We start from the raw sequence: 18,622 nt of genomic DNA, 5'->3' as shown, positions 1-18,622 counted from the left end.
GGCAGACGTCATGCTCGGTCGTGTCACTTTACGCTGATGCGCGACATGGAAAAGATACGCACCTGGTTGCTGCCGATCGTCCTCGCTGTCACCCAGGTGATGGTGCTGTGGCGTGCATCCACGGCGGGCGAGGAGCCCCTGGGTCTGGTGTCCCTCGTCGGAGTCCTGGCGGCTCTGGTGCTGGAGACGGGCGGGCTGGGGTGGCGGCGGCACGAACCGATGTGGGCTTTGGCCGGATCCCTGGGGGCGGCGCTGATCAGGGCCCTGGTGGTACCGGATCTCCTCCTCGAGGTTGGCATATTGATTGCGCTGTACTCCGTTGCTGTACGGCGCGGCGGCCGGGCTTCGATGCTGGCTACGGCTGGTGCCACTCTGTGCGGGTGGGCACCGCATGCCGTCCGTGTCGGTTCGCTGTCTTCTGCACTGGACGATTTCGTCGTCACCGCAGTGGTGTGTGTGGCCTGCACGGGATTGGGGGAGGGTCGCCGCCAGTGGCTGGGCGGACGGTGGGCGGCGAACGGAAGGCTTGCCCGCGCCGAGGACGGCGTTCGGCAGGCCGCCGACACGGAGCGCCAGCGACTGGCACGCGAGCTGCATGACGTGAGCGCCCACCATCTGACCTCCGTTGTGGTCACTGTCGACGCGGCGCGCCGGCTCGGTGGGAGTCGGCCCGAACTGGTCGCCGATGCGCTGGACTTCGCAGAACGCACCGGGCGCGAGACACTGACCGCACTGGGTCGGCTGGTTGCTGTGATGCGGGACGGACAGCGGCAGGACCCGAGGCCGATGTCCGGGCGCATCCAGGAGCTGGTCGCCGGATTCGGACGGCTGGGCCGTCCCATCACCACCGAATTGGCGGCCGACCTCGCCGGCCCGGCGGCTGAGGCCGCCTTCGGTATCGTGCGCGAGGCACTCACCAATGCGCTGCGGCATGCGCCGGACGCTGCCGTCTGCGTCCGGGTGAAGCGCGTCGACGGCACACTCGAACTCACCGTGGACAACGATGCGCCCCGTTTCCCGCCAGAGGGCAGGGTCGACCGCCTCGGCTCGGGGCGCGGCATGCCGGGCATGCGGGAGCGTGCGGCGGCCGTGGGCGGAACCCTGACCGCGGGCCCGGGCCCCGGCGGCGGGTGGCGAGTCACGGCACATCTACCGGACACCACCGGTCCACGACGTCCGGCAAGCCCCTCGCGGAGGAGGAACTTCCTCAAGGAACAACGGCTGGCGGACGCGGCACTGGTGTTCACCGCGGCAGCGACTCCGCTGCTTGTGGTGCTCATTGCCTTGGAGAACGGGGCGGCACGTCCGGTGACGCGCACCGTCGGTTCGGTACTGGCGCTGCTGATGACGGTGCACGCGCTGCCCCTCTGGTGGCGCAGGCGTGCGCCCAGGGCAGCGTTGTTGTGGGTGGCAGCGACGACGTGGGCCTGGCCTGCAGCGGCTGCGTGGGGCGCGCTGCCCACAGCATCCACGACGCTGCTGCCAGTGGCCGGTCTGGCGGAAGTTATGGCGGTGTACGCGGTCGGAGCTTACGGTCGCGGTGCTGCACGGACGTGGCCCTTGGCCCTGGCAGCGGCGGGCGGGCTGGCTTGCGCTCTGACCGCCGCCTTCGCCGTTGACGGCGCACTGCTGGATGAGCGCGTTTCACCGGCCATCGTGGTGTGGACCGCCATCGATGTGTCGAGCGGGATCGGCCTCGCAATGGCCGCGGTGTGGGCGCTGGGTCTGGCGGTCCGCAGACGGCGCCTGCGTGCCGTGGCCCGTGAGGAGGGCGCCTTCGCCGACTCCGTTCGGAAAGCGGACGTTGCCGCGGGGGCCGAACGTGCGCGGATCGCCACAGGACTGCAGGAGTCGGTGCTGCATCGGACGGCCCGGATGGTGGAACTGGCCCAGAGCGGGCTCCCGGACGAGGTCGCTGCACAAGCCCGGTCCGCCCTGGCAGCGATGCGGGAACTGCTGCGCAGCCTGCACGACACCGCACCTGCGGACGGGCACCACCACCCGCAGCCGACCCTGGCCGATTTGGACGGCTTGTGCCGTGCTTTGCGCGTGTCCGGACGGAAAGTGACGCTGCAGGGCGTGCCCTGTGCCGAGGGGCTGCCGGCACAGGTGGCTCTCTCGGCTTACCGCATCGTGGAGGGAGCCCTCAGCGCCGGAGATCGCAACCCCGCCCGCGTCGTGCTGAAGTCGCGCCCTGGCACGTTGCACATCACGGTGACCGGCGTCTCGCTGGCCGTCGCAGGACCCGTCGCCGAGCGGCTGCGCATCCAAGTCGAAGCCGCAGACGGGCGTATGGCCACCGACCAAGCCGGTACGCTGCGAATATCCCTGCCGGTTGCGAACCTGCCGGTCCCTGCCGAGGAGGTGCCACGATCTCCATACGTGTGATGGTCGTTGACGACCAGGCCGTGGTGCGTGCGGGGTTTGCCGCAGTCATCGATGCCGAGCCCGACCTGTCTGTGGTCGGTGAAGCCGGTGACGGGGCGGCCGCGGTGTCACTAGCCGAGCGGACCACACCGGACGTGGTGCTGATGGACATCCGGATGCCCGGCATGGATGGATTGACGGCGACCCGGTTGATCACTGCGCTGAAGAACGCACCGAAAGTGTTGGTGCTCACCACATTCGACCTCGACGTCTACGTGTACGAGGCGCTGCGCGCCGGGTCCTCGGGGTTCTTGCTCAAGGACGCCGAGGTAGAGGATCTGCTCACAGCCATCCGCGTGGTAGCCGCGGGGGAAGGCATCCTGGCCCCCGCCATCACGCGCCGGCTGATCAGCACCTTCGCCAACGGCGCGCCCCTTCCGCCTGGAACGACCGGCAAGCTCAGCGCCCTGACCCCCCGTGAGCGGGAAGTCTTGATGCTGATCGCCTCCGGCCTGACGAACGCGGAGATCGGCATCCAGCTCGGTGTCACGACGGGCACGGTCAAATCCCATGTCAATGCGCTTCTGGCGAAGCTGCAGCTGCGGGACCGGGTTCAGGCGACAATCCTGGCCTATGAGACAGGGCTGATCCGGCCGAGTGGCACTGCTGACGACCACGCCTCCGCACCAGGCTGAGCGACTCCACGAAGGCGCTGCAACGCGGTGGCAGTACCCCTGCGGCCCGCCGAGCCCCGCTTCTTGAAACGGGGCCAGACCCAGCGGATGGAACGGGCGTCAAACCGGGCGATGACCGACACCGTGCTGCCGTTCCGGCCGCATTGGCAGAGTAGTCCTGCCGCCCTGGCGGGTTCGGCATCGCCGACCGCACAGCTGGTGAGGCAGCTTGGTTTCGAATCCGAGCCGAAGCACACCGCTGAATCCGGGCGGGTGCCACCTCGTCAGGTCGTCGCCGAGGGAAGGGCTTCGCCGCGCAGTTCGTGGTGCCACAGCAAGTCACTTATGCGCTCGATTGCGGATGCAAGGTGACGGCGATAGGTGCTGTATGGCAGCCCAAGACGTTCTGCTGCGGCCTCCTGTGTGGGACTCCCGCGGAAATGGGTGACGGTCACGGCCCGGTGGCGCTTCTCGCCGCCCCGCTCGTTCCGCAGCGTCTCAGCCGCTTGCTCGAGAATCTGAGACAGATCCCGATCGCTCTCGAGGACGATGCGGCTCCGCGTCAGAGGGTTATTGGAGAGCGCTTCGGTGTCGCGGAGCGTGCGCAGGGCTTCCCGGACCGCCACGTCGAACTCCGGGCGGGACAGCACAACCACTTCGCCAGACCCTGACACCGGAGCCTGCTCCATGGAGGAACCCGCCAGCATCGCGGCGGTCTTCTCCTGCAGCCACGGGTCGGCGGGCTGTGCGCGCCAGTCATGGCAGAACAGTGCGTACCGGTGGCCTGCGACCTCGGGGGTTTCGTCGACCGGCACCATGTTGATGTCGCCCAGATGGGAGTTCCAGTTGCCGTTGTCCCGCATCACGACATGGGACCACGCGAGCCGGTCGGCTCGGATCATCTCCCCAGTGGCCCGCCACTGCATGTGTGTCATCGGTGCCGAAGGCAATTGGTATGCCTCGGGATAGACGGAGAAGCGGGCCAGGCCCAGGTGTTCGCCGGGCCTCGGCGGCCCGGCGGCACGTGCGTGCCGCCACGCTGCCGAGACGATGGGGTCGATGTCCGTGCCCTCCGGCTGCTCCAGCCGTAACCATGCGAAGAACGCCACGACTTCGGCGGTGCGGGTGGAGCGGTACACGTGGAAGGCTTCGGGTTGGCGGTCCAGCCAGTACGCGGCGATCGATGCGGACTGCTCCCCCTCGGCTGCGACTGCCAGCTCCAAGATCTTCTCGCGCATGGTTGGGTCGTACGTCTGCTCTTCCACCTGCCCGACTTCCCGCCAGTCGTTGAACTCGGACATGCGACGGTCGGCGCGGTAGAGGTAGATCAGAGCGCCAGTGGCCCGGAGCATCTTCGTTTTGGGTGCCGCACGGAGCTGGGCGAGGAAGTAGTGCCGCATCTGCTCGTGCATGGCGGCGAAGCCTTCCGGGTCGCGCCAGCGCAAGTCCGCCTCCAACGCTTCCCGCACGGCATCGTGCGGGAAGACGCCGGCGGCGGTCGTCTCCACGAATGGTTGGGCGCGTAGCCAGGCGAACAGCTCGGGTGCGTCGTCAGTCATGAGAGCCCGCAGCAGCGATTCGGAGGTGACGTGCGCATGTGCGCAGATCTCGAGAGCCTTACGGTGCCGCAGACTCGGTGTGTCCCCGATGAGCTGGGGCAGCATGGTGGAGATGGCGTCCTGGCTTGGTTTCCAGTTGGTTGTGGTGGTCGCGTCCTTCATGGACAAGGCGGCGGCTAGCGTGAGCGCCAGGGGGTTGCCGCCGGTGAACGACAGCAACTGCTCGTGTGTGTGAAGCGGTACGCCGCGTGTGGCGAGAAAGGCGGCAGCGTCCCTGGGTATGAGGTTGCGCAATGAGGTGACCTGAAGCAGGCCGTCCCACCCAGGGTCGGAGATCAAGCGGGGATCTGGGGCGAGCCGCCCAGCCACGACCACGATCGCGCCGACCGGCAGCCGCGGCAAGAATCGTTCCCACAGCCAGCCCTCCAGGCCCTGGCACCTTTCGAAGGTGTCCACGAGCAGTACGACGTCCGGGGTACTCACGGCCTTCCCTGCTGCTTCCAGGAAGCCCTCGGGCGTGGGCGGGACTGTTCGCCCGTCGACCTCGATGACTTCACGGCCAGCTTGGCGGCTTTCCCGAACGAAGCGGCGCAGCAGCGTCGATTTCCCGATGCCGCCGGGGCCGTGCAGGTAGTGCACAGGGAACGCGCGTGCGTCTCCGGCCAGGGCTGCCTTGAACAGTGAGAGTTCGGCTTGACGTCCGACGAACGCCTGGTCGCGTCCGGCGGCCAGGGTGTCGGCGATAACGCCGTTGCGGCTGCTTGGTGCCATGGAAGTCTCCCCGTGCGAATCTGGCTCCGCAGCTGGGGTTAGCGGGGCAGCGGAACCATCCTCTTGGTGCCCGGCCGATTCACCACCCGTGCCAGGGGCGAGCCAGCCGGTGCGCTGGGCAGCCGACACGAGTGGAGACCGTCAGGATCGCAGACAGAGTAATTCATTGGCAGGTTTCGCGAGGGGTATTGCTCATAGAACGAGGGCGCGATGCTCCGTTGGGATAGTTCGCCTCATTGGCGACCCAAACAAGCTGCGTTTCCTGTACTTGCGCCCCTTCTGCTGCAACCGTCGCTAGAGAACCTGTCGATGCGGTAGGCCCTTGGGCCCGTGGTTCTTCGGTGAGCTGTCAGAGCGGTGGCACCGGACGGAGCAGATGCGGGGGGAGTTGATTCCCTGTGCTGTCTGTCCTAGCCGCGGGCCTCGCCTGCTCTCAGGGCGCGCTGCCGCTGGCTGGCCGCCCTGCTGGCGAACTGGAATCAACGCTGGGTGAACGAGTTGCGCACCACCGGGGTGGGGCAAAGACGGTGCGGCGGGTCACCGCTCTCTTGATCGGGTGCGGTGCGCCGCCATTACGAGCTGGCAGTCCTGAAGGTTCATCTCTGAGGTACTCATTTTCTCGACCTCGAAAAATGAGTTGTGCTGCTCATGCCGCGTCACGCTCGGATTCGGTCTACTGAGGTGAAACCTGAAGAGAAAAGAGAAGGCAATGACCACCAACACCGTGCACCACCGCAGCAACGTGCTTGAGACGATGATCGGGAACTGGGTGTCTCGAGCGTATCTGGCCGTCTGCGCCGTAGTGCTTTTGTGGGCCGTCATCGACCACACTGTGCTTTCCCACGCGGATGCCAGCTTCGCTGCGGTGTACCCGCTCCTGCTGACGGCGCCTGCGGGCCTCGTGGTTCTTGCGCTGCCTGAGAGCATGGCGTTTACCTACCCGGCAGCGGCGGTACTCGGGGCGTTCGTCAACGCTTGGCTTCTGGGGACTGCCTTGCGCGCTATCCCGGGCCTTCGTCGCGGATGAGGCTTGTCGGGACCTGCCTGGCGCGGCGGGGAGATCGTCCTGGCCGCGTCGCCAGCGGCGAGGGTGGCGACGCGCTGGAACGTTCGCCCACCGGCCCGTTGTCCCAGGTACTGGCGGGGGCGCCCTCACGACGCAGACGTACGCCTCCTCCCCAGGCCACCCTTAACCGTCTGACGCATCGTCTTGCCGGCGGATGGGGCCTCGACGTTGTACCGGCGGGCATGCTGGTACGGGCCGAAATGCAAGCGCAGAACCGTCCGGGTGACCTGGCCTGTGCGGTGCCGCCAGACGCGCACGGCCCGCTGAATCTCGTCGGATCCCAGAGGGGTGGGGTTTCCGGCGCTGCCTGCTGCCGCTGTCGTGGCGGCGCTTCCGTGCGAATTGCGGGCCCCGGCTTGGCTGTCGCTTGGGGCTCACCGGGAGGCACTGGGGGTGGCCCAGGAGGTGGCCGACATGCTCGCCATTGAGGTGGAGGCTTCGACCGGGCTTCACCGTACTGGGCTTCTGAACCGGACCTGCGGTACGTACGTTGCACGGGACGAGGGGCGCCGCCCGGCGGATGCCTGCCAATCCCTCCGGGTGGTGCCCTTGCCAGGTGGAAGCGCAGCCTTGAGAGGAGCGCTTTTGGGAAACAGCACGCCCGGCCCGAGTCCTGTATTCGATGAGTGGTGCCCTTGCGCTTCGTGTTGCCGCCCGCGGCCGACGAGGAGCATGGTCCAGCGGCTGTTTCATTACAAGGTTCCAGGACCGGATTGCTGGCAGTCTCATGCTGCCGCGCGGGGTTCCCGTACGGCAGCATGCGGCAGTTCCTGGCTAATCGTGCGAGCGGTCACGCTCGGTGAGGGCTGACTCGATCGCCAGGGCGCTCGAGATGAAGGACGTGATCGCGTCGTCATCCAGCGCACGAACAGACAGTTGTTCCAGATGCGACCACATTGCCTGTAGGGGCTGTCGCAGTGCACGACCTCGAGAGGTGAGATGCACAAGCTGCACCCGCCTGTCATGTGCGGCGGGTTCGCGGACGAGTAGACCCGCCGTCTCCATCCGGCGCAGGGACCGGGAGACGGTGGAGTGGTCCAGGCCGACAGCTTCCTGCAAATCTGACTGACTCTGTCCGTCTTCGTCCAGGAGTCGCATGATCAGTAGCTCCTGCCCCGGATGCAGACCGAGGTCGCGCAGCATGCCGGCTGCGACAGCCCGATGCGCTCGGGCCAGGAGAAAGACGGTGTGGCTCAGACGGCCCGTCGGGGCGCGGGCCCCTGCCGTGTCGGGGGAGGTGCCGTCCCTCTCAGGTGCCCGGGAGTGTCGGGTAGTCGGTGTATCCACGCTCGTCTCCTCCATAGAACGAGGTGGGGTCCGGCTCGTTGAGGGCCGCACCGATGCGCAGGCGCTGGACGAGGTCGGGGTTGGCCAGTGCCATCGATCCGACCGTGATGAGGTCGGCGAGGCCGTCCTCGAGGTCCTTGGTACGTGCTTCGATGTCGGCGCCTGCGCGGTTGACGATCAGGCTGGTGGGCCACTGGCTGCGGATGGTGCGCAGCAAGGCCTCGTCGCCGATGTGCGTGACGTGCAGATAGGCCAGGTTCAACGGTGCCAGGGCTGCGACGAGCGCTCCGTACAGTTCGGCGGTGTTCTCTTCCTCGATGTCGTTGAAGGGGTTCGCGGGAGAAATACGGAAGCCGGTGCGGTCCGCGCCGATCTCGTCAGCGACAGCCGTGGCCACCTCGACCGCGAAGCGGATGTGGTTGTCGACCGTCCCACCGTAGGAATCCGTGCGCAGGTTCGCGTTGCTCGACAGGAACTGGTGAACCAGGTAGCCGTTGGCGCCGTGAATCTCGACACCGTCGGCACCGGCGGCGATGGCCGCGGCGGCCGCCTGCCGGTACTCCTGCACCACATCGGCGACCTCTGCGGTCGACAGGGCCCGGGGAACGGGCATCTCCTGAGGGCCGGTCATGGTGAACATGATGCCCGCCGGCTGGACTGCGGAAGGTGCCACGGGCTGGCGTCCGTGGGGGGTGTTGGAGGGGTGCGAGATGCGCCCGACGTGCATGAGCTGGATGACGACGCGTCCGCCTGCGCTGTGTACGGCGTCGGTGACCTTCCGCCAGCCGGCGACCTGCTCGTCGCTGTGAATGCCGGGAGTGAGGAGGTAGCCCTGGCCGTCGGCGGAGGGCTGGGTGCCTTCGGTGACGATGAGGGCCATTGAGGCGCGCTGGGCGTAGTACTCGGCGTTCAGTTCGGTCGGCACGCCCTCGGGGGTGGAGCGATCCCGGGTCATCGGGGCCATGGCAAGGCGGTGAGGAAGGTTGAGCGTGCCGACGGTGGTCGGAGTCCATAGCGAGAAGGTCATGACAGGTCTCCCAAAATTATGTGGCTGGCCACATTTACGCTTGACCCCGATTATGTGGTCGGCCACCTATATTGTCAAGCGGCCCTCGGGTCGATCGCGGCACCGAGGGTGCACCACCCCCGAGCGGCTCGGGTTGGACCTCGCCCTCGGCGGGGGCGGGGTCGCTCGGTGGCACCTGGCCGACCGGCAAGGGGGCGGTTGTGCGGCCCCTCCCTGGAGGGAGGCTGACCCTTCCCGGCGGCACGCGATCGAGCCCAAATCCGATTTATGTTGCCGACCACACTTATCGAAGATACGGTTACGTGGTCGGCCACGTAAGTGGTCGTTGTAGCCCCACCGCGGAGACTGCCATGACTGCATCGACCGACACCCAGGCCCGTCCGACGTACCACCCCGAACTGGGGGCCCTGCTGGACGCGAGCCCGCTGCCGACGACGATCACCGCCGAGATGATCGACGCCCTACGGGCCGTACCCTTCACCGCGCCGATGGAGGAGATCCTGGCCACGCGCTCCCTGGATCAGACGTCGGCATGGTCTCGGTGAACGACGCAGAGGCGGCAGCGTCGGTGTTCACGCCGCGGGGCGGCACTGCCACCAAGGCAGGGATCTACTTCCTGCACGGCGGCGGAATGATCATCGCGACCGATTCACCGGTATCGTGAACATCCTGGACTGGGCCTTGGAGCACGACGCCGTCGTGGTGTCCCTGGTTCTACCGTCTGGCTTCCGAGCACCCCGGCCCGACGGCGGTGGAGGACGCGCACGCTGGCTTCGCGTGGACCGCCGATCGTGGTGCCGAACTGGGCATCGCCCCCAGCGGATTCTCCTGGCCGGAACCTCCGTCGGTGGCGGGCTCGCGGCCGCCGCTTCTCCACGACCCCCCAGGGCCCCTGCTGACAGAAGCCTCGGAATTGTACGGCGGAGTCATCCTCGGCCCACCGCGCTGACGTCTGCGGCTCTCGGGCCGCACCGGACAAGAGATCTCCCTGCGCAGCGGCTAAGGGCGCTCTGACCTGCGGTTTCCACACGTGTGAGGGGCCCGGAAGGGGTCACGCGTCGAGGGTTCGGCGGACCCTGGCGGCGCGTTCAGTGAGGGCGGCGGTGGACAGGGCGGCCGTGAGGGCGGCGCCTCGAGGATGTGGAAGTCGCCAGCCCGCACATGAAGTACCCATTCCTGTCTTGGGTGCGGCCTCTGACCGCACCCGCCCCGCTCAGGCTCCTGACCATTCGAGAGGCTGTCATGTCCCTTCCTGTTCTGTTCGGCGCGAACGTCGACCCGCTCGCTTTCCCTCTGGGGCGTTCTGGTGAGCACGCACTGCTCATCGACAGTCTCGGCCTGGACCTGTTGACCATCCAGGATCACCCCTACCAAGAATCGTTCGACGACACCTGGACACTGCTCAGCTTCCTGGCAGCCCGGACCAAGAACGTCACGCTGGTTCCGACGGTCGCCTCGCTGCCCCTGCGTCCTCCGGCCGTACTGGCCAAGGCCGCCGCGACGCTGGACAGGCTGTCGGGGTCTCGGGTGCAGCTCGGCCTGGGTGCTGGGGCCTTCTGGGAAGCCATCGAAGCTATGGGCGGTCTGCATAAAGAACCAAAGAGGGCCGTCGATGCCCTCGACGAAGCAATCACCGTCGTCCGCGCCATGTGGAGCGGACAACGCAGCGTCCGGGTCCGCGGCGAGCACTACTCTCTTGCCGGCGTCCGTCCGGGTCCGGCCCCCAGTCCCGGACTGGGGCTCTGGTTGGGTTCCTACGGCCCGCGCATGCTCGCGCTCACCGGAGCCCGCGCCGATGGCTGGCTGCCGTCCCACGCCTACCTCGGCCTCGATGCCCTGCCCGCGGCGGTCGGGCGCGTCAATGATGCCGCGGCAGCTGCAGGCCGTGACCCGTCGATGCTCCGTAAGGTCTACAACATCGCCGGAACCATCCAGTCTGCAGCGGACGGTCCATTTCGTGGGCCAGCCGCCCAGTGGGCTGAAACCATCGTGGAACTCGCGGCGACTGTCGGAATGAACGGGTTCGTCATCTGGCCCGAGCGCGATCATGCGGAGCAGATCCGCGCCTTCGCCACCGAGGTTGTTCCTGCGGTGCGCGAAGCCCTGAAGCGGCGCGTCTGAACATTGCTGTCCGAACTGACGAAATCCGCTGCGGCGCGCTGCAAGCTCTCATCCTCGCCCAGTTCTCCGGCCCCGGCACTGGAAGTCGCCGCCGTGGTCGACACCGGGGGCGAGATGGTCGACACCGCAGGGCCCGAAACGAAGTGCTGGGGGAGTTCCGGCACCGGTGCCGATGCCCAGTGGTCCCGAAGCATGTGCAGCCCAGCAGGCCGGCGACGGTGGACATGAACGTCGCAAGCTCTTCTTCACCACGCCATCGCCTGACCACTGTTGCCAGTGTTTCCCAAGAATAGGAACTGACATCATGGATACGTTATTCAAGGACAAAGTAGCTCTCGTCACCGGAGGGTCACGCGGCATCGGAGCCGCTGTCGCCACACGACTCGCACAGCAGGGCGCAACAGTCGCCGTGACCTACACCCGCTCACCGGACGCTGCCCGGAGCGTGGTGAAGACCATCACCGCCGCCGGAGGCCGGGCCCTAGCCCTCCGCGCCGACAATGGCAGCCCCGAAGAAGTCCGGTCAGCGGTTAACACCACCGCCCGCACCTTTGGCGGTTTGGACATCCTGGTCAACAACGCGGGAATCGGTGCGGCCGCCCAGCTGGAAAGCATGACCGTGTCCGACCTGGACCGAATCTATGAGGTCAACGTCCGTGGCACCTTCGTTGCCACACAGGAAGCCGCCAGACACCTGCCGCCAGGCGGACGCGTCATCATCACCGGCAGCGTCTTCGCCGACCGCTCGCCCTTCGCAGGTCAGAGCGGGTACGTCATGACCAAGGCCGCCCTCGCTGGCCTGAATCGGGCTCTGGCCCGAGATCTCGCACCACGGCAAATCACCGTCAACCTGATACAGCCCGGCGCCGTCGACACTGACCTCAACCCCGCTGACGGCCCCGCCGCCGCCGTGATGCGCTCAGCCACCCCCCTTGGACGCTACGGCACCCCCGATGAGATCGCTGGCCTCATTGCCTACCTGGCCAGCCCCGACGCCGCGTTCATCACCGGAGCCACTCTCAATGCGGACGGCGGATTCACCACCTGAGAGAGGCCCTGCCTGCCACTCGCGCCCCATGCGCGAAGATCCGCTGCCCGCGGCCATAGCCCCCACCCACTGGCCGGGCCGCCGCAGACGCCCCCACGGCGGTCCGAAATGCGGAAAAGCGGCCTCACGATCGACACGGTGCCCCAAGTCAGGACTGATCCCCGGAGGATGTACATGCTGCCCCGCCCGCTGAGCCCCCGACTCTGAAGTCTTTTACGGTGGTGACGAGTCGGGGCTGCAATGATCACCCAGACTTCCCCAACTGTCGCCCAAGGAGGAAAAAATGAGCGAGTCCGCCAACCGCTATCCCACGACGGTCCAAGAAGGCCGCTTGAGCTACGCCGTCTTCCAGCTGGCACGCGCGCATCGCGGCTACGCGGCTTCCATGTTGCGCGACATGAATCTGCATCCGGGTCAGGAGCTGCTGTTGATGCAACTGTACGAAAAGGACGGGCAGACCCAGTCCGAGCTCCTCGCAAGCGTCGGTCTCGACCACTCGACCGTCTCAAAGTCGCTTCGTCGCATGCAGGATGCCGGGTTGCTGACGCGTGAGCCAGCCGAACACGACCGGCGGGCGATGATCGTCAGGCTCACGGACAAGGGCCGCGACATGAGGAAACCCATCGCAGCCATGTGGGCAGCTTTGGAGGAAATTTCCGTACGAGGCCTTGATTCAGAGGAAATCGAGTCCTTCATCACCGTCGCCAGCAACATCGAGAGGGCGATCAACGACCGTAGTCTCCCGCCTCGCACCGCTGATTGAACACCCGGACATTGTTCTCTTTGGGGCGGCTAGGAAGATGCGACGGATCAGGTGGAGTGCCAAGTCCGGTAAGGAAATTGAGCGTTCGACCGAGGGTGGGGACCGTCGCCGCCGTGGATGATGTCGGAGCATTGGGGCCATCGTGAACTGCTGATGCCCCAGCGCGAACTTCCGGTACCCGGGTCGCAAGCCGCTGCAGAATCGGGGTTGTCGTGCGGGATTCCTCTACCTGCCGCACGCCGGGATCCGATGGAGACCTGACTGAGGAGCTGGGCCTCCACTCGGGTATGACCTGTTGGAGGTCGGCTGCCGGGCGGGAACGAAGCCGGGTCTGCCAGCGGATCCACGAAGTGTCGTGGCTGTCCGGCTACCGCCGGCTCAGCTCACGCTACGAACACAATCCCCGCAATCAACTGGCCCTTGTCTGACTCGCCGCCGCCATCTCCTGCTACAAACGACTTGTCGCCTCGCCACGTAGGACACGGTCCAACCACCACCAGGAGCACGGGCCGCCGCAGCACCGTCAAGGGCAGGCCGCTGGTGGTGAGATGCCGAGGTGACGCAGAAGACCGAGGTCGCGCCGTGCAGGGCACGGCGCGTCGAGCCCATGTCCTCGCGGCCTCCGGCGACGCCTCCCTCACCTGGGTCGACCCGAGCTCACCGGGCTTGTTCGGGTTGCGAGTCACAGCCCGCCTCCAGCAGATGCCCCGCCACCCCTCCGACCACCAAGGTCGGCGACAGCGGCGCGCAGGCTCGCCAGCTGACATCCCAGCGCGATCGCATCATCCGCCTCCTGGTGGGGAACCGGGCAACCTCGCCAGCGGCATCGGTGATCGTTTGACACTAGGTCCGCGTGGGTCACGCAAAAAGGCGCCACACGCCCGGCGCTGGGCTGCTGCCGCGGGCGACCGACTGCCGGTCGGCAGGGGTCAGTGGCCGGTGCCGGACTCGGCGCAGGCGGGCATAGCGGTGCGCCGCTGCGACCACGCGCATACCTGGCCCAATGCCAGCGCGAGGGCCTTGCCGTCGGCTGTCACGGCGTAGGCGGTGGGGCCGGGAGGCAGGCGGGTGTGGGTGACGAGCCCAGCATCGACAAGCTCGCGCAGCCGCCCGCTGAGCATCCTGTCGCTGATTCCGGCGACCGCTGCACGAAGCTCACCGAACCGGGCCGGCCGTTGAGCCAGGACATCGATGATGACCGCGTTCCATTTGCGGCCCAGCACCTCAAAGGCACTTTCGAGATGGGGGGAGGCCCTCAGCGGCTGAGGACCTGTGTGCTGTCCCTGCGCCTCAGTCATCGGGTGCGTTCCATGAGGTGAGGTTGTCCTCCAGCCGCTCCAGCGCGCGCAGTGTCCCGGTCTGCTCCTCGGCAGTAAGTTCGCCGAGGGTGATGTCTTCGAGCTCGGCCCAGAGCTGCTCGACCTCCCGGCGCAGGGCCTGGCTGGCGGCAGTCGGCTCGACGATGACCGAACGCTTGTCGGTGGCCGAGGAGCTGCGGCGGACGAAACCCGCCTGCTCGAGACGCCGGACGGTGCGGGTCATGGTGGGGGCGTCGGAGTCGATCAGGCGAATGAGGTCTACCTGACGCTGAGGGCCGCGCTCCCACAGGTGCATCATCACCAGCTCCTGGCCCGGATACAGCCCGACATGGCGCAGGAGCTGACCGGTGATGAGGCGGTGCACTCGGGCCACACGGAAGATCGCGTGACTGATGCGTCCCCCGCTCGCAGATGCAGGCAGGGACACCAACGTCGCACCACCCGGCACAGGCACGGACTCCCGGCTCCCGGACGGAGGTGTCGACTGTGCCATGGCCATCGCCCTTCCTTCCTAGATGTTGCTCGAACAATATTAGTCTACCTCGGCTGCCGGATCCGCATCCGTCGCATCGGATGTCCCGTTCTACTGCAGAGAATTAGGTGTGGCGGCCGCCACAGGAATTCGCAGGGAATGACCGTCGGGACTTTAGTTGTTCGAGCACATAGATCGAGCGGCAGGCTTGATCCTTGGGTTTGCGGGCGCTTCTGCATCGGTGATGCTGGTCGCCCTCGGCTTCGACCCGGTGCGCGCGGCCGTCGTCGCCCTCGTCGCCAGCACCGTGCCGGTCGCCTTCGGCGCGAGGGGCACACACGCCGTGACACCCGTCCAAGTCACCGGCCTGCCCTGGCTTCCGCCGCCCTCGTGGTGGGTCGGCAGAGGTCCTCGACGAGGGAGGACCCGCGCCGCGAAGGTGTGCGCGCCTACGCCCCGTTCGCGCTCGTCGTCACCGCCTTCTCCATCGCCCAGATCCCGGCCGTGAAGGAGTGGCCGGCCCGGGCGACACAGCCGCGCGACTGGTCCTTCCTGGACGTCGTCGACCCGAACGGCGAGCCGGTGGGCGGGAACGTCTTCACCTGGCCGATCGTGGCGACCGGCGGCACCCTCGTGCTGCTCGCTCTCCCGTCGTCGGACCACATCTGGGCCATGAACAGGCGTTGCTCCGTGATTCACTCAGGCTGGAGAGTGCGGCTGGTTCGCGATCGGTGGTGACCGTTAGCGGTGGCGATGTTCGTCTAGCCGGCCTGGCGCATGAGGCCGATGTCGAGGTTGCGGAGGATCGCCTTTGCGTAGGGTGTGGTACCGATACGGACGCGAGACGCGGCGAAGATCACGTCTCGCACGTGGTGCAGGGCCTCGGCCTGCCAGTACCCGCGGATCAGTTCGGCCAGTCGCCTGTTCGGCTGTGAGGCTGGTGACCGTCTAGACGGTCCTGACGTCCGTTTCCCGGTCTTGTAGTCCGTTAGGTAGCTCTTGATCTCAAGGGCCTGGACGGCATGCGGGAAGAGCAGACCCGGCTGGACGGTGGAGACCTTCCAGCGACGTATCTCGCCCCGCCCGTATGCCTGTTCACGGGCACGGTGCTGAACCGGGACCTCGCGCCAGGGCAGTCGCCGCGGTTGACGGTGGAGCTTGTTCTGGATGTCCTTGACGACGACGTGGCGGTCCCGACCTGGGCGGTGATCTGCTCGGCATGACAGGTCTGGGTGTGTAGAGCGTCGGAGGTGATGGCGAGACCGTGCGGAGGAGAGTCGGCCCAGCAGCATTGCGAAAGTGGGGATTCCGGTGCTTTTCGCGGCGATCTGGCGGGAGAGATCTCCGACCGAGGCTTGTGCAGGACGACGGCAGCCTGCCCGTCGTGGCGGCTGCGGCGTACAGTCGCCAGTCTCGTCAGCGGCTGGTCGTCGACGGGAGGTTCGGCCGTGTGTCGGGCGAGCCATGCCCCGGTGGCGTCGTCGAAGGCGTCGCCATCGATACGGGACAGCAGGCGGCCCAGGGTGGTGGCGCACGGCAGGCTGTCAAGCCCGACCGTGCCCACACTTCGGAAGCGGCGTCAACGGCCAAGCGTGTACGGGCTCGCTAAGGGCTGTCCCGCAAAGGGTGTGGGGCTTGGGCTGCTCCACGGACCGCACGCTGACCCGCAGATCCTTCGCGATCACCGTGTTCCCCTCACTCCGCGCAAACTCATCGGCTGCGAGCATGCGCACCCGTTCCCGCGCGGCCGCGGCCTGACCTTGCGACGTGAGACCAGCACCCTGCGGCATCTCATTGCCACGACATACCGCAGGGATCACGCAGTGTCAGCCCCGACAACCCAACGGAAAGCTCAGTACGACCCCCCACTGCAGGGGCAGAGTTGTGGCCGGCCCGACCACAACTCCCCAGCAAACGGGCCGCATGTGATTGCGTAGCAATCGCCGAGGATGCGCAAACGCGTACTTGATCCAGGGCCTGTACGGGGCGGGTTGCTCAGAGAAGACTGCCCATCCTGCCCACGGCACCCCTACGTCCCGCTCAGAGCGGGCCACGGGATCCGCGGCTGCCCTACCGCGGCTGAGAGGTCAGTTGGTCGGAGCCTTGCCAGGCTCGTCGACAGCGTCGATCTCCAGCAAGGCAACATCGTCGGAACCCAGGAACTTCAGGTTCTGCCGGTCGAAGACCCAGACATCCCGGTCGTCACCCGAGCCGAAGGCCAGGCCAATGCCCTGGCGCCCAGCCGCGTCCTTCGCGGCGTCCACCACCGTCACGCCCGGAATCCTGGCAGCAGCGCGGTAGAGCGCCGCGTCCAGATCGGGAAGGAGCGCCGCTCCTGGCAGCATCGAACCGATCTTCTCGAGCGCTGCTTCCTCGTGAGACGGCCCCTGGCCCTCGGTCTCGGCCCACACCCTGTCGTACAGCTTGGAGGGGTCGGTAGGCAGAGACTTCAGCTCCTTGTAGGTGGTGGCGTTCGGGTCAACGTCCAGATGCATGTCCGTGGTGCCTTTCCCGGACGGGCCGGAGAGCACCTTGATCTGGGCAAGACCGTCCCGAGTGCCGTCGACGGCGTGCCAGTCCGATCGCTGGAAAAGGTCCTTCCCCTTGTCCAGAATCCTCTGGGTTCCCTGGGTCCGTGTATAGATGTACTGGTCGTCACGGACGGGCGTCGCATCCTTGGCCGCAGCGACCGTGGCGATCCGGTTCAGCAGGTCCACGGCTTCTTCGTTCCTGTCCGCACTTTCGGGACCTGAGCCCACGCCGGACACGAGGACGGCCCCAAGAACAGCAGCGGTGCCCAGGGGCACAGCCATCAGCGCGAACCTGCGTCGCGGACGCACAGGGCGCACTGCAGGAGCAGACTCTCGGGTGATCTCTTGCATCAGATGGTCCTCTAGCTGGAGAAGTCGGTCGTTCGGCAGGACCGGTTCCCCTGGGCACGGCAACAGCCTGGCCAGCTCTTCACGCTCAGCGGGGTTCATCGGTACTTCTCTCCTGTGACTGTGTCGACCGGGCCGCCGGTGTGTTGCGGCCAACCTGTTCCTGTCCGCTGCCTCACAGCCGTCTCAGACTTTTCCCGGAAGCGCTGAACTCCCTTGCCCGCCGCTGCAACTCCAGCTCCGCCAGCTGCCGCAGGCGTTGTCTCGCGCGCGACAGTCGGGACCGCACTGTGCTCGTCGGCACCCCAAGTGCTTCGGCGGCGTCTGCGTAGCTCAGCTCCGCCCACACACACAGAGCGAAGACCTCACGTTCCCGCTTGCGGAGCTGCCCCAGTGCCGCGCGCGCGGCTGCGAGGCGTTCAGCATCCTCGATGCGTCCGACCAATTCGCCGGAGAAGTCGGGCACCGTGTCGTGGTCGGCGAGCCGGCCGGGCAAGCGGGCCAGGGCAGCGTTGTGCCGTCGGGCGGATCGCTGCATGTTGCGGAGCACGTTGGTCGCAATGCCGAAGAGCCAGGGCCGAAGATCATCATCTGGTGCGGCACCATCGTGAGCACAGTCAGCGTCGTAGACGAGGTCCCGCCGTTCGCTGTCGGTGAGGAGCTTTTCGCGTAGTCGCCAGGCTTCCAGGAAGGTGAGCGATACGGCATCCTCCGCAGCACTGCGATCGCCCGTCAGGCGAGCCGCATAGCTGTAGACAGGCGTCGCATTCGCACGAAACAGTTCTGCATAGGCCTGCGGATCGCCTGATCTGATGCGGGCCCGTAGGGAATCGTCCACATTCTGCCCTGTCCGGTCGACACGAAGGATCTCGGTGATGTGAGTCACAGGAGATGCTCATGACTGCAGTCCTGAGGGGCGAACTGCTGCCCTCCTCGATCGAAGGTCCGCTCGAGGCAGGGAGCAAGTCGACCACAGTCAGGCGAACTCCTGCTCCGGAGTGCACCACCAAGGCACGCTCGAGGGCGCTGTGATCAGAGAGTCCACCTGCAGTCTCCGTGGCGATTCGATTGTCGCTGGTCAGGTAAACATGGCAGTTCTGTCCATGCCATCGAGGGAGATCATCAAAGGTCATTGCAGGCTCAGCCCGTCGCCGCGACCTGTTGTGCCTCCCCACGTTTGGTGGCTCTCAACGCCCTTCGCACGTGCGCCTGCTGCTGTGCCCAGGCGGTCAGAGTCCAAGAGCTGACACTGTGCGTACTGGCCAGGTC

At 66.8% G+C, this 18,622-nt stretch carries 16 protein-coding genes and 1 pseudogene; 10 read left to right on the top strand and 7 right to left on the bottom strand.

From position 1 onward, the window contains the following. Positions 1-36: 36 nt before the first annotated feature. Both OOK38_RS33400 and OOK38_RS33395 read left to right on the top strand, forming a co-directional pair. A complete protein-coding gene (locus OOK38_RS33400; RefSeq protein WP_266849733.1) occupies positions 37-2,388 on the top strand; it encodes a histidine kinase in 2,352 nt (783 codons plus the stop codon). Next, positions 2,373-3,062, top strand: coding sequence for a response regulator transcription factor (locus OOK38_RS33395; protein ID WP_266850015.1), 690 nt, complete (start codon positions 2,373-2,375; stop codon positions 3,060-3,062). The genes OOK38_RS33400 and OOK38_RS33395 overlap by 16 nt, the downstream gene beginning before the upstream one ends. A gap of 263 nt (positions 3,063-3,325) precedes the next feature. On the opposite strand, the gene OOK38_RS33390 is transcribed toward OOK38_RS33395, so the two are convergent. Continuing rightward, positions 3,326-5,371 carry an ATP-binding protein gene (locus tag OOK38_RS33390; protein ID WP_266849732.1) on the bottom strand — a complete coding sequence of 682 codons (2,046 nt, stop codon included), beginning with the start codon at positions 5,369-5,371 and terminating at the stop codon, positions 3,326-3,328. A gap of 709 nt (positions 5,372-6,080) precedes the next feature. Between OOK38_RS33390 and OOK38_RS33385 the strand changes: the two genes are divergently transcribed. Further along, entirely contained in the window at positions 6,081-6,398 is a 318-nt protein-coding gene (locus OOK38_RS33385; protein ID WP_266849731.1) for an SCO4225 family membrane protein, read from the top strand. Between the two features lie 813 nt (positions 6,399-7,211). Here OOK38_RS33385 and OOK38_RS33380 read toward each other — a convergent pair. Together OOK38_RS33380 and OOK38_RS33375 are read right to left on the bottom strand one after the other, a co-directional pair. Then, complete coding sequence (locus tag OOK38_RS33380; protein WP_323178862.1) at positions 7,212-7,580, bottom strand: MarR family transcriptional regulator; 369 nt, start codon at positions 7,578-7,580, stop codon at positions 7,212-7,214. Positions 7,581-7,686: 106 nt separating this feature from the next. After that, on the bottom strand, positions 7,687-8,751 hold the full coding sequence (locus OOK38_RS33375) for an alkene reductase (RefSeq protein WP_266849729.1): 1,065 nt from the start codon (positions 8,749-8,751) through the stop codon (positions 7,687-7,689). A gap of 350 nt (positions 8,752-9,101) precedes the next feature. Between OOK38_RS33375 and OOK38_RS33370 the strand changes: the two genes are divergently transcribed. From OOK38_RS33370 to OOK38_RS33350, 5 genes are all read left to right on the top strand, one after another. After that, the gene (locus OOK38_RS33370) at positions 9,102-9,296 is read left to right on the top strand and encodes a hypothetical protein (RefSeq protein ID WP_266849728.1); all 195 of its coding nucleotides are present in this window, start codon (positions 9,102-9,104) and stop codon (positions 9,294-9,296) included. Further along, positions 9,293-9,415 carry a hypothetical protein gene (locus OOK38_RS33365; protein ID WP_266849727.1) on the top strand — a complete coding sequence of 41 codons (123 nt, stop codon included), beginning with the start codon at positions 9,293-9,295 and terminating at the stop codon, positions 9,413-9,415. Before OOK38_RS33370 ends, OOK38_RS33365 begins: the two co-directional genes overlap by 4 nt. A gap of 578 nt (positions 9,416-9,993) precedes the next feature. After that, positions 9,994-10,872 (top strand): LLM class flavin-dependent oxidoreductase, encoded by an 879-nt coding sequence (locus OOK38_RS33360; RefSeq protein ID WP_266849726.1) that lies wholly within the window; start codon positions 9,994-9,996, stop codon positions 10,870-10,872. A gap of 304 nt (positions 10,873-11,176) precedes the next feature. Further along, the gene (locus OOK38_RS33355; protein WP_266849725.1) at positions 11,177-11,920 is read left to right on the top strand and encodes an SDR family NAD(P)-dependent oxidoreductase; all 744 of its coding nucleotides are present in this window, start codon (positions 11,177-11,179) and stop codon (positions 11,918-11,920) included. 283 nt (positions 11,921-12,203) lie between these two features. Beyond that, complete coding sequence (locus OOK38_RS33350; protein ID WP_266849724.1) at positions 12,204-12,683, top strand: MarR family winged helix-turn-helix transcriptional regulator; 480 nt, start codon at positions 12,204-12,206, stop codon at positions 12,681-12,683. A 929-nt stretch (positions 12,684-13,612) separates the two neighbouring features. Here OOK38_RS33350 and OOK38_RS33345 read toward each other — a convergent pair. Then, positions 13,613-13,981 carry a helix-turn-helix domain-containing protein gene (locus OOK38_RS33345; protein WP_266849723.1) on the bottom strand — a complete coding sequence of 123 codons (369 nt, stop codon included), beginning with the start codon at positions 13,979-13,981 and terminating at the stop codon, positions 13,613-13,615. Next, positions 13,974-14,423 (bottom strand): MarR family winged helix-turn-helix transcriptional regulator, encoded by a 450-nt coding sequence (locus OOK38_RS33340; protein WP_266850013.1) that lies wholly within the window; start codon positions 14,421-14,423, stop codon positions 13,974-13,976. The genes OOK38_RS33345 and OOK38_RS33340 overlap by 8 nt, the downstream gene beginning before the upstream one ends. Positions 14,424-14,712: 289 nt before the next feature. On the opposite strand from OOK38_RS33340, the pseudogene OOK38_RS33335 reads away from it, so the two are divergent. Both OOK38_RS33335 and OOK38_RS33330 read left to right on the top strand, forming a co-directional pair. After that, a pseudogene (locus tag OOK38_RS33335) lies at positions 14,713-15,167 on the top strand (L-lactate permease); the annotation flags it as partial. Between the two features lie 329 nt (positions 15,168-15,496). Beyond that, the gene (locus tag OOK38_RS33330; RefSeq protein ID WP_266849722.1) at positions 15,497-15,697 is read left to right on the top strand and encodes a hypothetical protein; all 201 of its coding nucleotides are present in this window, start codon (positions 15,497-15,499) and stop codon (positions 15,695-15,697) included. 864 nt (positions 15,698-16,561) lie between these two features. On the opposite strand, the gene OOK38_RS33325 is transcribed toward OOK38_RS33330, so the two are convergent. Both OOK38_RS33325 and OOK38_RS33320 read right to left on the bottom strand, forming a co-directional pair. Beyond that, the gene (locus OOK38_RS33325; RefSeq protein WP_266849721.1) at positions 16,562-17,455 is read right to left on the bottom strand and encodes a CU044_5270 family protein; all 894 of its coding nucleotides are present in this window, start codon (positions 17,453-17,455) and stop codon (positions 16,562-16,564) included. A gap of 73 nt (positions 17,456-17,528) precedes the next feature. Continuing rightward, complete coding sequence (locus tag OOK38_RS33320) at positions 17,529-18,239, bottom strand: RNA polymerase sigma factor (protein WP_323178861.1); 711 nt, start codon at positions 18,237-18,239, stop codon at positions 17,529-17,531. Positions 18,240-18,622 lie beyond the last annotated feature (383 nt).

Source organism: Streptomyces sp. NBC_00568 (assembly GCF_026341855.1).
Taxonomy (GTDB): Bacteria; Actinomycetota; Actinomycetes; order Streptomycetales; family Streptomycetaceae; genus Streptomyces.
Note: the sequence above shows the minus strand (reverse complement) of the source record. Positions and strands in the feature narration are given on the sequence as shown.

Excerpts from the sequence above, each read along its gene's own strand:
- OOK38_RS33360 (WP_266849726.1), top strand. The coding sequence starts at position 9,994 with ATGTCCCTTCCTGTTCTGTTCGGCGCGAACGTCGACCCGCTCGCTTTC.
- OOK38_RS33375 (WP_266849729.1), bottom strand. The coding sequence starts at position 8,751 with ATGACCTTCTCGCTATGGACTCCGACCACCGTCGGCACGCTCAACCTT.
- OOK38_RS33325 (WP_266849721.1), bottom strand. The coding sequence starts at position 17,455 with ATGAACCCCGCTGAGCGTGAAGAGCTGGCCAGGCTGTTGCCGTGCCCA.
- OOK38_RS33350 (WP_266849724.1), top strand. The coding sequence starts at position 12,204 with ATGAGCGAGTCCGCCAACCGCTATCCCACGACGGTCCAAGAAGGCCGC.
- OOK38_RS33345 (WP_266849723.1), bottom strand. The coding sequence starts at position 13,981 with ATGACTGAGGCGCAGGGACAGCACACAGGTCCTCAGCCGCTGAGGGCC.
- OOK38_RS33390 (WP_266849732.1), bottom strand. The coding sequence starts at position 5,371 with ATGGCACCAAGCAGCCGCAACGGCGTTATCGCCGACACCCTGGCCGCC.
- OOK38_RS33330 (WP_266849722.1), top strand. The coding sequence starts at position 15,497 with ATGCGGGAAGAGCAGACCCGGCTGGACGGTGGAGACCTTCCAGCGACG.
- OOK38_RS33400 (WP_266849733.1), top strand. The coding sequence starts at position 37 with ATGCGCGACATGGAAAAGATACGCACCTGGTTGCTGCCGATCGTCCTC.
- OOK38_RS33380 (WP_323178862.1), bottom strand. The coding sequence starts at position 7,580 with ATGCTGCGCGACCTCGGTCTGCATCCGGGGCAGGAGCTACTGATCATG.
- OOK38_RS33370 (WP_266849728.1), top strand. The coding sequence starts at position 9,102 with ATGACTGCATCGACCGACACCCAGGCCCGTCCGACGTACCACCCCGAA.
- OOK38_RS33355 (WP_266849725.1), top strand. The coding sequence starts at position 11,177 with ATGGATACGTTATTCAAGGACAAAGTAGCTCTCGTCACCGGAGGGTCA.
- OOK38_RS33385 (WP_266849731.1), top strand. The coding sequence starts at position 6,081 with ATGACCACCAACACCGTGCACCACCGCAGCAACGTGCTTGAGACGATG.